We start from the raw sequence: 14,296 nt of genomic DNA, 5'->3' as shown, positions 1-14,296 counted from the left end.
GGGGAGAGACAGCATGTGGCAAGCAATCAGTACTCTTTTACGCGATTGGCATACCGAAGACGCTGAAATCGAACTGAAAACCGAGCTGCCCGGCGGAGAGATCCATTCCGCCTGGCATTTGCGTTTCGGCGGCAAAGATTACTTCGTGAAATGCGACGAACGGGAACTCCTGCCTATCTTCACCGCCGAGGCCGATCAGCTGGAGCTGCTGTCGCGAAGCAAAACCGTTCGCGTACCGCAGGTATTTGCCGTCGGCAGCGATCGCGACTACAGCTTCGTGGTCATGGAATACCTCCCTCCCCGTCCGCTGGATGCGCATAACGCTTTCCTGCTTGGCCAGCAGTTAGCCCACCTGCATCAGTGGAGCGATCAGCCGCAGTTCGGTCTGGATTTTGATAACGATCTTTCCACCACGCCGCAGCCCAACGCCTGGCAACGTCGCTGGTCGGTGTTTTTCGCCGAGCAACGTATCGGCTGGCAGCTGGAGCTGGCGGCGGAGAAAGGGTTGCGCTTTGGCGATATCGATACCTTAGTCGATGTGGTACAGCAGCGGCTGGCCAACCATCAGCCGCAACCTTCGCTGCTACACGGGGACCTGTGGTCCGGCAACTGCGCCTTAGGGCCGGATGGCCCCTACATCTTCGACCCGGCCTGCTACTGGGGCGATCGCGAATGTGATTTAGCTATGCTGCCGATGCACCCGGAACAACCTCCGCAGATCTATGACGGCTATCAGTCCGTCTCACCGCTGCCGGCTGGTTTTCTCGAGCGTCAGCCGATCTACCAGCTTTATACCCTGCTGAACCGGGCGATATTGTTCGGTGGCCAGCACCTGGTGACGGTCCAGCAGGCGCTGGACGATGTCTTGATGGAAAAAACGCGTTAGACAAGGTTTACGGCGGACCTCCCCGGTCCGCCGCCCTGCATTATCAGTTAATCTCGACGCCGTTGAGACGGAATTTAATGGTCATCGTCACGCCGGTTCCCGGTTTTGCCTGCTCGTAACGCCATCTGCGCATCGCGCTTTTCACCTCGCGCTCAAACATATTCGCCGGCTGGGCGGAGAGGATCTGCAGATTATCAATTCGGCCATCAGGCGTGACGTCAAACTTCACCCGCACCGTTCCTTCAATGCGCAGCGCCTGAGCGCGCGCCGGATAGGTCGGCTGAACGCGGCTGATCGCCCGCGGGCCGCTCGGGGCAGTGACGGTGGGTTTGGCCGCTGCGGTGGAGGTGCTCGGCGCGGTGCGCGCTGGCGTCGTATTGTTGTTTTCAAACGGTGAAGCCGGACGCGGCTCCGCGGCCGGTTTGACGTCCCGCTTCGGCTGCTCAACCTTTTTCTCCGGCCTGGGCTTCGGTTTAGGTTTGGGCTTCGGCTTAGGTTCTGGTTTATGGATCACCACCGGCGCCTCTTTCGGCGGCTCCGGGACCACCTCAGGCTCCGGCTCCGGTTCAGGTTCAACAACGGGCTGCACGACGGGTTGCGCCGCCGGGGGCGGCTCAAGATCGGCCGGCGCCACCATCGTGATCTCTATCGGCTGCGTCGGGGAAGGCTGTTCAATAACCTGATGTACCGAGGTATAAAGCAGCCCCGCCACAACGGCACCGTGGATAGCCACGGATAACAGCGTTGGCCACGGGAAGCGGCGAGGTAAATCAAGGGTCATTGCGCTCATAGTCGTTTCTGTTGAAAAATGATGCTCCGATTTTAAATGCAAATAGCAATCATATTCAATAAGCCGTCTTAACCTGAGTCAATTTTTGCCACCATTTGCGGAAAAAAGCCGCGTCAGCGGGGCATTCGACGCCGGGGCGCATCTTTGCATTGCAGTCCATCGTCGTTTAACTTAACGTAATTCGCCTGTTTAATGATAAGGAGCTTTGCCGTGCTTTACGTTATCTACGCTGAAGATATCGCCGATTCTCTGGAAAAGCGGCTCTCGGTTCGCCCCGCGCACCTTGCGCGTCTACAACTTTTACATGATGAAGGTCGGCTGCTTACCGCCGGGCCAATGCCGGCCGTTGACAGCAACGAACCGGGCGCAGCCGGATTCAGCGGCTCAACGGTGATCGCTGAGTTTGAATCGCTGGAAGCGGCTCAGGCCTGGGCTAATGACGATCCGTATATCGCCGCCGGCGTCTACCGCCAGGTCTCGGTGAAGCCGTACAAAAAAGTGTTTTGAAAAATATTCCCTTCGATTTTTCTGGTTAACAACAACGCACCAGGCCATCAGATGAAAGGGCGCATTTTGCTACATCACATTAAAATGTCGCCCTTTTTAACCGCACGCAAGCGTTGTCTGTTATCCGCCGGAGACGCCATGAAGATGAGCACATCCCTTCTCCTTCGACGACATCATCGACCCTCACCTCGCCTTCTGCGGCCATAGAAAATGCTGACCAAACGTCGACGCCGGGCATGATTTTGAATTGCTAATGTATTGAATCAGTCTGCAACAGAGGTCTTGCATTGGATTTAGCGCTTGCTTTACAAGCCAGCACATCCTGACATCGCCCGGTAAATCCAAAACACAATTGAAAGAAGATCGTTAAAGAGAGATAGATGCTGATCAACAGATATAAAGGCCTGGAGTAAATAAGCATGCATATCCCGTTCCGTAGGTATGGGACCCCATATCACCATCTTACTGCATTCAGAAACGCGGTGGCTTGAAAGCGTCTGAAAATAAATGGAGTGCGCTGATACAGGCACATATCAATATGGAATGAACGTATAAAACTACGCAACCAGATTTACGTTGCAGATGATCATTTTTTAAAGTCGATTAATTTCGCTGGGTAAACTTCACGCAGAGTAATTGTAGGGTGATTTTAGGTTGATTAAAAAAATTGAACGGGAATAACAAATGTTTTCAATAAGTGCCGCATTTTTTTGGGCTACCATTTATGTACCTGACGCTTATGAGGATTTTTGTGTGAATACCCTGAAAAAAACCGCATTGCTTTCTCTGCTTGCCTTATATATTCCTGTGTCACAAGCCGCAGCGACAGAATATAGTCTGGATCCGCAGCATACTTCCGTTGTTATTGCCTGGAACCATTTTGGCTTCTCTAACCCTACAGCGTATATCTCTGATGTTTCAGGTAAACTGTCTTTTGACAAAGACAACCCGGAGCAATCCTCTGTGCACGTCACGCTGCCAGTCAAAACCATTGACACGCATGTCAAAGCGTTAACGGATGAGTTTTTAGGCAAAGAGTACTTCGATGTCAACACGTATCCTGAGGCCACTTTTCAGAGCACCCGAGTGGAAAGTAAAGGCGGCAATAAATATGATGTTGAAGGTAACCTGACCATTAAGGGCATCACCAAACCGGTTGTATTGCATGCCACTTTGAATAAACAGGATATGCATCCGATGGTGAAAAAACAGGCCATTGGTTTTGATGCCACAGGGGTAATAAAACGTTCAGACTTCAAGCTTGATAAATATGTTCCGGCGGTGAGTGATAACGTGACTATCACGTTATCCACGGAAGCCTATGCCAAATAAATTACCGCCCGCAAAAGCGGTGCGTTTTATTCAGGGTGGATATCCTGATAGTGAGCATGACATTGAAAAACGATCGACGACCCCACGCCCTGTCCGGACTTCTACACGGCGGTGAATACCTGTTGCGGAAAAAGGCGTTCTGTCGATAATCCCCCGTCATACCCTGACAGGCATCGCATAGATACTTCAATAGGCGATCTGGCGATGTTAAAAGGGAATGCCGCGCAGAGCGGGAAAACGACAACGGCACCGCATTCGGTGCCGTTGTTCTGCTCGTTTAACAGTCGGGGAAGATAAACAGCAGAGCATGACGCTGCCGTTTCACCAGTCCCTTCCTGATAGCGAGGATCCGCATATTGCGGCGTGATTGGGCTTCCAGCCAGCGCGCTTTACGGCGATTCACCTGTCTCAGCATGCGCCAGCGCCCTACTTCCGTTCTACTACGCTTCATTGCAACGACTCTACGAGTGAAAACAGCCCCCATTATAAACCTCTGCCGGCGACTGACCACCGCTTTCGCTGCGTTTTTATTTGCCAGAAAAATACTGATGCGTAAACTCATCACATAACGTCATTCAAAAGGATTTTACATCTATGACAACCTTTTACACGGTGGTGAACTGGCTGGTCATTCTGGGGTACTGGCTGTTGATCGCCGGTGTAACATTACGAATTCTAATGAAACGCCGCGCTGTGCCGTCCGCCATGGCATGGTTATTGATCATTTATATCCTGCCGCTGGTGGGGATCATCGCCTATCTCTCCTTTGGCGAGCTGCATCTTGGCAAGCGGCGGGCAGAACGCGCGAGGGCGATGTGGCCTTCCACGGCCAAATGGTTAAACGACCTCAAAGCCTGCAAACATATCTTTGCCGAAGATAACAGCCCGGTGGCCGAGTCCCTGTTCAAGCTTTGCGAACGGCGCCAGGGCATTGGCGGCGTAAAAGGCAACCAGCTGCAGCTGCTGACGGAATCTGACGACGTCATGCAGGCCCTGATCCGCGATATTCAACTGGCTCGCCATAACATAGAGATGGTCTTCTATATCTGGCAGCCAGGCGGTATGGCCGACAGCGTCGCCGAATCGCTAATGGCCGCCGCCCGTCGCGGGGTTCACTGCCGGTTAATGCTCGACTCCGCGGGCAGTGTGGCCTTTTTCCGTAGCCCATGGGCGGCGATGATGCGTAACGCCGGCATTGAAGTGGTCGAGGCTCTCAAGGTCAATCTGATGCGTGTGTTTCTGCGCCGGATGGACCTGCGCCAACATCGTAAAATGGTGATGATCGATAACTATATCGCCTACACCGGCAGCATGAATCTGGTCGATCCCCGCTACTTTAAGCAGGACTCGGGGGTCGGGCAGTGGATTGACCTGATGGCGCGCATGGAAGGCCCAGTGGCGACCTCGATGGGCATCGTCTACTCCTGTGACTGGGAGATCGAGACCGGAAAGCGTATTCTGCCACCGCCGCCGGACGTCAATATCATGCCGTTTGAAGAGGCCAGTGGGCATACCATCCACACGATCGCCTCCGGTCCGGGCTTTCCGGAAGATCTGATCCATCAGGCGCTGCTCACCGCCGCCTACGCGGCGAAAGAGCATTTGATCATGACCACGCCCTACTTCGTACCCAGCGACGACCTGCTGCACGCGATCTGTACCGCCGCCCAGCGCGGCGTGGACGTGAGTATTATTTTACCGCGCAAGAACGATTCGCTGCTGGTGGGCTGGGCCAGCCGGGCCTTTTTCACCGAGCTGCTGGCGGCAGGGGTGAAGATTTACCAGTTTGAAGGCGGCCTGTTGCATACCAAGAGCGTGCTGGTCGATGGCGAACTGAGCCTGGTGGGAACCGTGAATCTGGATATGCGCAGCCTGTGGCTCAATTTTGAAATCACGCTGGTCATTGATGACGCCGGCTTCGGCAGCGATCTGGCGGCGGTTCAGGATGACTATATCTCGCGCTCGCGCCTGCTGGACGCCCGTCTCTGGTTAAAACGTCCGCTGTGGCAGCGGATCGCCGAGCGACTGTTTTACTTCTTCAGCCCGTTGCTGTAAAACGTGCCCATCAGATACCGAATGAGTAGCAATCATGGATATGGATTTAAACAACCGCCTGACCGAAGACGAAACGCTTGAGCAGGCATACGACATCTTCCTCGAACTGGCGGCCGATAACCTCGACCCGGCGGACATCATTCTGTTTAACCTGCAGTTTGAGGAGCGCGGCGGCGCCGAGCTGTTCGACCCATCCGCAGACTGGGAAGAGCATGTGGATTACGATCTGAACCCGGATTTCTTCGCCGAAGTGGTGATTGGCCTGGCGGATACCGACGGCGGGGAAATCAATGATATCTTCGCCCGCGTGCTGCTGTGCCGCGAGAAAGATCACAAGCTGTGTCATATTCTGTGGCGTGAATAACGCTGACCCGTCAGTGAAAAGCCTGCCGCGTTCCACCCGGCAGGCTTTTTTTATGCCGAGAGTTTACTTCGGTAAGACATGACCGCAGGCGTGGCAAAACCGGGCGTTATCGTCATGGTCGCCCTGCTGGCACTGCGGGCATACCCGCTGCTGGCGCCGCCGGTTCAGGGCGCTGGTCATATGGGTGGTGATAAGCCCGGTCGGAATGGCAATAATGGAGTAGCCGATCAGGATGAGAATGGAGGCCAGGATGCGGCCCAGCGGCGTGTGCGGCGTAATATCCCCGTAGCCGACGGTGGTGATGGTCACAATGGCCCAATAGACCGAAGCGTTGAGCGTGGTAAAACCATACTCTGGCCCTTCTATCAGGTACATTAACGAGCCGAAAATCACCATCACAATGGCGATAAACGAATAGAACAGGATCAGCTGATGGCGCGCGCTGACAATCGCCCGCCAGAACACATTGAGCGAAGGCATAAAGCGCAACAGTTTGAGAATACGCAACGCGCGGATCGCCCGCATTGCCCGCCAGGCAAAAACATAATTGAGGCTAATTTCCGGCCACAGCCACATCACGTATAGCGGCAGGATGGTCGCTAAGTCAATAAACCCCCAGAAGCTGAAAATGTAGTGGAGCGGATTGGGCCATGTCGCAATACGCAGCAGATACTCCAGGGTAAAGACCGCGGTCACCATCAGCTCCAGCCAGACGAATAAATGCCATTCATCTAATGTCAGATGATATTGCGTGCCCAGCCCCGATTCGACAAATATCACCACCACGCTGAGCAAGGCGAAAAGTCCGCACAGCCCTTCGAAGCGGCGGCCGGAACGTCGGTTTTGATCGAAAAGCAAATGATAAAGCCGCAGGCGAGCGGCAGAAAGCATACCCACTTCGTTAACCTCGCAAAAAAAAGGGCTGACCTGCGTCAGCCCCTGAGATTATAACGGGTCTACCTTAAGGCAGGAAACCGCATGGCGGAAACTGCCCTCCAGCACCGGGCGGGTTTTGGCGCACTCCGGTCCGGCGAGCGGACAGCGGGTGCGGAAGACACAGCCCGACGGCGGATTAATCGGCGAGGGTAATTCGCCCTCCAGCAGCTGGATGGTTTTCGTTTTTTCGAGGTCCGGATCGGGGATCGGCACCGCCGACATCAGCGCTTTGGTATAGGGGTGTAGCGGATTATGGTACACCTCATCGTAGGTTCCCAGCTCCACCGCATGGCCCAGATACATCACCAGTACGCGATCGGAGATGTGCTTAACCACCGCCAGATCGTGGGCGATAAATATCAGCGACAGTCCCATTTCACGCTGCAGCTGCTGCAGCAAGTTGACCACCTGAGCCTGGATGGACACATCAAGCGCGGACACCGGCTCATCGCAGATAATCAGCTTCGGCTCGAGGATCAGCGCCCGCGCAATGCCGATGCGCTGACACTGACCGCCAGAGAACTCGTGCGGATAGCGGTTGATCAGGTTAGGCAGCAGCCCGACTTTCATCATCATCGCCTTCACGCGATCGCGCACTTCCTGACGCGGCATCTTCGGATGATAGGTACGCAACGGCTCAGCGATGATTTCTCCGATGGTCATACGCGGGTTCAGCGAGGCCAGCGGATCCTGGAAGATCATCTGGATATCGCTGCGCACGTCGCGCCACTCTTCCTGCTTCATGCCCAGCAGATCTTTACCCAGCCAGGCCACTTTGCCATCGGTAGCCTTCACCAGACCAATAATGGCGCGGGCGAAAGTCGATTTACCGCAGCCGGACTCCCCCACCACGCCGAGGGTCTCACCTTCATAGAGACGCAGCGTCACGCCATCTACGGCTTTCAGCGTTTTCGACGGCTGCCAGAACCACTGTTTGCCATCTTTAATATCGAAATGCACCTTCAGGTCGGCAATTTCGAGCAGGACTTTTCGTTGTTCAGTTACGGCGTTCATAGCAGCTCCCCCACCGGTTTAAAGCAGGCGCGCAGGCGGCCTGGCGCGAACGACTCCAGCGGCGGCGCGCTGCTGCACTGTTCCATTGCGTGCGGACAGCGCGGCTGGAATGGGCAGCCCTTCGGCAAACGCAGCAGGTTTGGCGGGTTGCCCGGAATGGTCAACAACGCATCGCCTTCGGCATCCAGACGAGGAACCGCATTCAACAGCCCAATAGAGTAAGGGTGAGACGGCTGATAGAAGACATCGCGCGCCTGACCGTACTCCATGGTGCGGCCCGCATACATCACCAGCACTTTATCGCAGATCCCCGCCACCACTCCGAGGTCATGGGTGATCATAATGATGGCCGTATTAAATTCGCGTTTCAGCTCATTCAGTAACGTCATGATCTGCGCCTGCACGGTGACGTCCAGGGCGGTGGTCGGCTCATCGGCAATCAGCAGCCGGGGCCGGCAGAGCAGCGCCATGGCAATCATCACGCGCTGGCGCATCCCGCCGGAGAATTCATGTGGGAACATCTTCATGCGCTTGCGCGCTTCCGGCATTTTTACCGCGTCGAGCATCTTCACCGATTCTTCAAACGCTTCGGCTTTGCTCAGCCCTTTATGCAGCATCAGGACTTCCATTAACTGCTCGCCCACCCGCATATACGGGTTCAGAGAGGTCATCGGATCCTGGAAAATCATCGAGATTTGCTCGGCGCGCAGTTTGTTCAGCTCACGCTCAGGCAAATTGAGGATTTGCCGACCGTTAAAGGTGGCGGAACCCCCGATTCGGCCGTTGGCCGCCAGCAGTCCCATCAGGGCGAAGGCGGTCTGCGATTTACCGGAGCCGGACTCCCCGACAATACCGAGCGTCTCCCCCGCCTGCAGGGTGAAGTTCAGATCATTGACGGCGGTGACATCGCCATCCGGCGTTTTAAAGGTGACGCGAAGATCTTTCACGTCCAGCAGCAGGCCGCTGTGGCTCTGCGCTTGCGGCGCTTTTGCCGTTTCAATCATGGTCATGGCAGCGCTCCTTAGCGGTCTTTCGGGTCGAGGGCATCACGCAGACCATCGCCGATAAAGTTGAAACAGAACAGGGTCACCACCAGGAAACCCGCCGGGAACAGCAGCAGCCAGGGCGAGACTTCCATTGAGTTGGCGCCATCGCTGAGCAATGCCCCCCAGCTGCTGAGCGGCTCCTGCGTCCCCAACCCCAGGAAGCTGAGGAAGGATTCAAAGAGGATCATGCTGGGGACCAGCAGCGAGGCGTACACCACCACCACGCCCAGCACATTAGGAACGATATGGCGCAGCACGATGCTCGCTGTGGAGACCCCGCCGACCTGCGCCGCCTCAATAAACTCTTTGCGCTTCAGGCTCAAGGTCTGTCCGCGTACGATACGCGCCATATCCAGCCAGGAGACCATGCCGATAGCGACAAAAATCAACAGGATATTCTGGCCAAAAAAGGTCACCAGCAGGATAACGAAGAACATAAACGGGAAGGAGTTGAGGATCTCCAGCAGACGCATCATCACCGAATCCACTTTGCCGCCGAGATAACCGGAAAGCGAACCGTACAGCGTGCCGAGGATCACCGCCACCAGCGCCGCCGCCACCCCGACCATCAGCGAAATACGCCCGCCGATCGCCACGCGCACCAGCAGATCGCGACCGGAGGAGTCGGTCCCGAAGTAGTGGCCAGAGGCCATGTCCGGGGCGTTAGACATCATGCCCCAGTCGGTGTCGAAATAGGAGAATGACGACACCATCGGCGCGAAGGTCACGAACAGCGCAATAAGCACCAGCATAATCAGGCTGGTGACCGCGGCGCGGTTGTGCATAAAGCGGCGACGCGCATCCTGCCAGAGGCTACGCCCCTCCACTTCCAGCTTCTCACTGAAGTTTTCCAGCGCCTCGCTATTTTTCTTACTTAACATCATGGCGAACTCCGGCTTCAGTAGCGAATCTTCGGATCGATAACGGCGTACAGCACGTCAACGATGGCGTTGAACAGGATAGTCAGGGCGCCAACCAGGATCGTCAGGCTGAGCACCAGCGAGTAGTCACGGTTAAGCGCTCCGTTAACGAACAGCTGGCCAATCCCCGGCAGGCCGTAAATGGTTTCAATGACCATTGAGCCCGTAATGATGCCCACGAAAGCTGGTCCCATATAGGAGAGCACCGGCAGTAGCGCCGGCTTCAGCGCATGGCGCAAAATAATGCGGCGCATCGGCAGCCCCTTCGCCCGCGCGGTGCGGATAAAGTTAGAGTGCAGCACTTCAATCATTGAGCCGCGGGTAATACGCGCGATACTGGCGATATAGGCCAGGGAAAGCGCCACCATCGGCAGGATCATAAATTTCAGCGCCCCGCCGTTCCAGCCTCCGCCCGGCAACCAGTGCAGGGTAATGGCAAAGATCATCACCAGCAGAGGCGCCACCACAAAGCTCGGAATAACCACGCCGGTCATGGCTACCCCCATCACCGCATAGTCCCAGCGGGTATTCTGCTTCAAAGCGGCAATAACGCCCGCAGCGACACCGATCACAACCGCCAGCAAAAAGGCGGCGAAGCCCAGTTTCGCTGAAACCGGGAAGCTGGCCGCCACCAGATCGTTGACCGAATAATCTTTGTATTTAAAGGAGGGACCAAAATCGCCATGCGCCAGCTGCTTCAGGTAATTGAAGTACTGCGTCATGATGGGGTCGTTTAAATGGTATTTTGCTTCAATATTCGCCATGACTTCCGGCGGTAGCGTGCGTTCCCCGGTAAAAGGACTTCCCGGAGCCAAACGCATCATGAAGAATGAGATGGTAATAAGAATAAATAGCGTCGGAATCGCTTCCAGACAGCGACGTAAGATAAATTTTAACATTGCCCGTACCTTCTGGCGTGTGCCTTTGCACTGCTCTCAAATAAGACACGATGGAGCGAGCACTGGCCCGCTCCACGTATTGCCATTAATGTTTGATAACGTAAAGGTCTTTTGTATAGACGTTATCCATCGGGTCTTTACCGGTGTAGCCACCGACCCACGGTTTCACCAGGCGGGCGTTAACATAGTAATAGACCGGTACGATCGCGCTGTCTTTATCCAGCTGCTGCTCTGCTTTCGCATAGGCCGCCGTGCGCTGTGCTTCATCGGATGCTTTTACGGATTCAGCCATAATTTTGTCGAACGCCGGGCTCTTATAGTGCGCAGTGTTCATTGAGCTGTCAGAAAGCATGGTGTTCAGGAAAGAGGTTGGCTCGTTATAGTCAGCGCACCAGCCCGCACGCGCCACGTCATAGGTGCCCTGATGACGGGTATCGAGGAACGTCTTCCACTCCTGGTTGACCAGCTTCACGTCAATGCCCAGGTTTTTACGCCACAGCGAGGCGGCGGCAATCGCCAGCTTCTTGTGCAAATCAGAGGTGTTATACAGCAGGTTGAAGGTCAACGGTTTATCGGCGCTATAGCCGGCTTCGGCCAGCAGTTTTTTCGCTTCTTCATTCCGTTTTTCCTGCGACCAGGTAAACCATTCCGGCTCGGTCAGCTTCGCGCCATCGGTATACGGCGGGGTGTAGCCGTAGGCCGGCAGATCGCCCTGTCCTTTCACCTTATTGGCAATGATATCGCGATCCAGACCCAGCTTCAGCGCGGTACGCACGCGCACGTCGGTGAACGGCGCTTTCTGGTTGTTAATTTCGTAGTAATAAGTACACAGATACGGGTCAACGTGCAGCTCGTTCGGGATCTCTTTTTTCAGTTTCTGGAAGAGCTCGATCGGCAGCTGGTTATAGGTCATATCCAGTTCACCGCTGCGATAACGGTTAACATAGGTCACTTCAGAAGAGGTCGGCAGCCAGGTGACGGTGTTGATAACGGTTTTGGCATTATCCCAGTAATGCGGGTTGCGCTCCATCACGATACGTTCGTTGACCACCCAGTCTTTCAGGGTGTAGGCGCCGTTGGTGACGATATTGCCAGGCTGCGTCCACTTCTCGCCAAACTTTTCAATCGCTGGTTTATAGACAGGAGACATCGCCGGGTTAACCAGCAGTTTGTAAAAATAGGGTACCGGCTCGCTGAGGGTGACTTCCAGCGTATGGTCGTCAATGGCTTTTACGCCCAGCTCGCCTGGGGCTTTCTTGCCGTCAATGATTTCATCAACGTTGAGGATATGACCATACTGCGGGTAGCTGGCATAAGGAGACGCTGTTTTCGGGTCTACCAGACGCTGCCAGCTATAAACGAAATCCTGGGCGGTAACCGGCTCGCCGTTAGACCATTTCGCATCTTTACGCAGATGGAAGGTCCAGACTTTGAAATCTTTATTATCCCAGCTCTCTGCCACACCAGGGATCGGGTGGCCATCTTTCGGCGAGGTATTCAGCAAGCCTTCGAACAAGTCGCGGCTAATATTCGCCTCGGGCACCCCTTCAATTTTATTCGGGTCCAGCGATTGCGGCTCGGCGCCGCTATTTCGCACCAGCGTTTGCTTATCCGAAAGCTGCACACCGGCCGGGACATCCGCTGCCATAGCCATATTGCCAGCCATGAGCGCGGATAGCACTCCTGCGGCGATCAAACGTTTTTTAGTGATGATGGTCATTGTGTTGTAACTCCAGTCATTATAATTACTGGTTTTTTAACCAGCCTGTTTTTTTCCCCGTTTTCGGGATCTGTCCAACGCAGGAGTGTTTGCGATTGGCAGATTGCTATCACCGACTTATTTATTACGACCGCTCGAACGGCAGTCTTAACGTCGATTCGTTCCCCCTCGCTGGAGGGCAGTTCAGGCGCAATGAGACGATTAAAAATGATTCTCATTTACACGCATAATTCAGCAGACGATAACGGCGGAAAGTACCAAAAGGTAAACACCTCCGCCAATGCAATTTGCAAATATGTTACCGGATTCTCTTTTATTGCCGGCTTTGCCAGCGTCACTAGCGGTTGCCACAATATGCCGACAGAAAAATGTTTTTATTAATCATATAGTTACTAAATTTCCATCAGTCATGATACTGAGCAGTGACCGCGAGATGATTTTTTGTACAAAAATTTAACAATAGATTACTTTTTAGCACATTCATCTGCAGCCTTGTTAAAATTACTAATATCATTTCGATGATCCGACAGCAAGCGCCAGAGAATGATGTGAAGAAAATAACATCACAGGAGGTAGAGACGTGAGGGGAATGTTAAGAGAAATATTTCATATCTTAATGAAAAACATGAAATTAATAGCAATATCGCAAAATAGTATTCCTACCGCCGGTTCCGCGCTGGTTAATAGGTTTTGCTAATAATCGCGCAGGCGTGAAGGGAGCCTCCCCGCCTGCGTGGCAACGAACTAACTCAGCAGCCCCGGGAAGAGCGCTTTAATCCCCGTCACAATAAACTCAATGCCGAGAGCCATCAGCAGCAGGCCCATAATACGGGTGATAACGTTAATCCCTGTCTGCCCCAGCAGACGCACCAGCCATGGCGCCATGCGGAAAATCCCCCAGCAGCAGAGGGCAAAGACCGCAATCGCCAGTGAAAAACCGACGAGATGCACCCAGGAGTGATACCGCGTACCCCATACGATAGTGGAACTGATTGCCCCCGGTCCGGCCATTAACGGTAGCGCGAGAGGAACGACGCCGATGCTCTCCCTTACCGCCGTCTCCGACTTCTCCTGCTTGTTCTGCTTATCTTCGCCGAGCTTACCGCTGATCATCGACATCGCGATGGTCACCACCAGGATGCCGCCGGCGATACGGAAGGAATCAATGGAGATACCAAAAATCTGCAGAATGCCATCGCCGAGAAACAGTGACGTCAGGAGGATGATCGCCACCGACAGGTTGGCGGTCAGGTTGGTCTTATTGCGCACTGCTGCCGGCTGGTAGCTGGTCATACTAATGAATACCGGAATAATGCCCACCGGGTTAACCAGGGCAAATAAGCCGATGAAAAACTTGAAATATGCAGAAAAATCGAACAGTGATTGAGTCACAATGGGCTCCGCAGCATCATCAAAATTGGCGGTTGACTGTTAACAGCATAAAATAACTGCGCGAAACATACGCTTTTTGCATGCAATATTCATTATAAATATGCATAACCCGGTGATATGTATCGAATGTTAGCTATTTGTAGTTTTAATGCTAATCGTTTTTTTAATTTCAAAACCCTCCCATTACACTTGATCGAACCGGTCAAAAAGCAGCCAGCTGAAAGGTATCAGCAGTGCCAATACTTGATCTAAATCACGTAATTTGTACTCAGAAGTGAGTAATCTTGATGACACCAACAGAGTGGAAGGCAGCAGTACCTGAAAGTTATAAAGAGAAAGCTTTTTTAGTAAATCGGTAAAACAGCGTCCTGATTTTCCTACATAAACATTTACATGCAAGCTGTTTACAGCCTGTCTATAATGTCGAATCGAGCG

15 protein-coding genes are annotated in these 14,296 nt (G+C 53.9%); 5 read left to right on the top strand and 10 right to left on the bottom strand.

From position 1 onward, the window contains the following. Positions 1-13 precede the first annotated feature (13 nt). Positions 14-886 carry a fructosamine kinase family protein gene (locus tag ACLH1U_RS01765; RefSeq protein ID WP_065805457.1) on the top strand — a complete coding sequence of 291 codons (873 nt, stop codon included), beginning with the start codon at positions 14-16 and terminating at the stop codon, positions 884-886. Between the two features lie 43 nt (positions 887-929). On the opposite strand, the gene tonB is transcribed toward ACLH1U_RS01765, so the two are convergent. Continuing rightward, entirely contained in the window at positions 930-1,676 is a 747-nt protein-coding gene (tonB, locus tag ACLH1U_RS01760) for a TonB system transport protein TonB (protein ID WP_032453270.1), read from the bottom strand. A 210-nt stretch (positions 1,677-1,886) separates the two neighbouring features. Here tonB and ACLH1U_RS01755 point away from each other — a divergent pair, with 210 nt between their 5' ends. Together ACLH1U_RS01755 and ACLH1U_RS01750 are read left to right on the top strand one after the other, a co-directional pair. Next, positions 1,887-2,183: a YciI family protein gene (locus ACLH1U_RS01755; protein ID WP_002910042.1), complete on the top strand. Its 297-nt coding sequence runs from the start codon at positions 1,887-1,889 to the stop codon at positions 2,181-2,183. Between the two features lie 684 nt (positions 2,184-2,867). After that, positions 2,868-3,515, top strand: a complete 648-nt coding sequence (locus ACLH1U_RS01750) for a YceI family protein (RefSeq protein WP_074186092.1) — start codon at positions 2,868-2,870, stop codon at positions 3,513-3,515. Between the two features lie 277 nt (positions 3,516-3,792). Here the strand turns inward: ACLH1U_RS01750 and ACLH1U_RS01745 are convergent, their stop codons facing one another. Continuing rightward, complete coding sequence (locus tag ACLH1U_RS01745; protein WP_023290120.1) at positions 3,793-3,966, bottom strand: YciY family protein; 174 nt, start codon at positions 3,964-3,966, stop codon at positions 3,793-3,795. 143 nt (positions 3,967-4,109) lie between these two features. Here ACLH1U_RS01745 and cls point away from each other — a divergent pair, with 143 nt between their 5' ends. After that, entirely contained in the window at positions 4,110-5,570 is a 1,461-nt protein-coding gene (gene cls, locus ACLH1U_RS01740) for a cardiolipin synthase (RefSeq protein ID WP_023290121.1), read from the top strand. 34 nt (positions 5,571-5,604) lie between these two features. Continuing rightward, positions 5,605-5,934, top strand: coding sequence for an HI1450 family dsDNA-mimic protein (locus tag ACLH1U_RS01735; RefSeq protein WP_002910079.1), 330 nt, complete (start codon positions 5,605-5,607; stop codon positions 5,932-5,934). A gap of 63 nt (positions 5,935-5,997) precedes the next feature. On the opposite strand, the gene ACLH1U_RS01730 is transcribed toward ACLH1U_RS01735, so the two are convergent. The 8 genes from ACLH1U_RS01730 to ACLH1U_RS01695 form a co-directional block, all read right to left on the bottom strand. Beyond that, positions 5,998-6,825 (bottom strand): ion transporter, encoded by an 828-nt coding sequence (locus ACLH1U_RS01730; protein ID WP_048297756.1) that lies wholly within the window; start codon positions 6,823-6,825, stop codon positions 5,998-6,000. A gap of 54 nt (positions 6,826-6,879) precedes the next feature. Further along, complete coding sequence (oppF, locus tag ACLH1U_RS01725) at positions 6,880-7,884, bottom strand: murein tripeptide/oligopeptide ABC transporter ATP-binding protein OppF (protein ID WP_002910083.1); 1,005 nt, start codon at positions 7,882-7,884, stop codon at positions 6,880-6,882. Further along, positions 7,881-8,894 carry an ABC transporter ATP-binding protein gene (locus ACLH1U_RS01720; RefSeq protein WP_023290123.1) on the bottom strand — a complete coding sequence of 338 codons (1,014 nt, stop codon included), beginning with the start codon at positions 8,892-8,894 and terminating at the stop codon, positions 7,881-7,883. The genes oppF and ACLH1U_RS01720 overlap by 4 nt, the downstream gene beginning before the upstream one ends. Positions 8,895-8,905: 11 nt before the next feature. Further along, positions 8,906-9,814: an oligopeptide ABC transporter permease OppC gene (oppC, locus tag ACLH1U_RS01715; protein ID WP_004145396.1), complete on the bottom strand. Its 909-nt coding sequence runs from the start codon at positions 9,812-9,814 to the stop codon at positions 8,906-8,908. Between the two features lie 14 nt (positions 9,815-9,828). Beyond that, positions 9,829-10,749, bottom strand: a complete 921-nt coding sequence (oppB, locus tag ACLH1U_RS01710; protein ID WP_002910089.1) for an oligopeptide ABC transporter permease OppB — start codon at positions 10,747-10,749, stop codon at positions 9,829-9,831. Between the two features lie 85 nt (positions 10,750-10,834). Then, positions 10,835-12,469 (bottom strand): oligopeptide ABC transporter substrate-binding protein OppA, encoded by a 1,635-nt coding sequence (gene oppA / locus ACLH1U_RS01705; RefSeq protein WP_023290124.1) that lies wholly within the window; start codon positions 12,467-12,469, stop codon positions 10,835-10,837. Positions 12,470-13,213: 744 nt separating this feature from the next. Continuing rightward, the gene (locus ACLH1U_RS01700) at positions 13,214-13,861 is read right to left on the bottom strand and encodes a YchE family NAAT transporter (protein ID WP_002910095.1); all 648 of its coding nucleotides are present in this window, start codon (positions 13,859-13,861) and stop codon (positions 13,214-13,216) included. Between the two features lie 183 nt (positions 13,862-14,044). Further along, a complete protein-coding gene (locus tag ACLH1U_RS01695) occupies positions 14,045-14,260 on the bottom strand; it encodes a hypothetical protein (protein ID WP_072419976.1) in 216 nt (71 codons plus the stop codon). Positions 14,261-14,296: the final 36 nt, after the last annotated feature.

This window comes from Klebsiella sp. 1SOBk5mer (assembly GCF_046603115.1).
Taxonomy (GTDB): domain Bacteria; phylum Pseudomonadota; class Gammaproteobacteria; order Enterobacterales; family Enterobacteriaceae; genus Klebsiella; species Klebsiella quasipneumoniae.
This window is presented reverse-complemented; position numbering and strand designations above follow the sequence as displayed.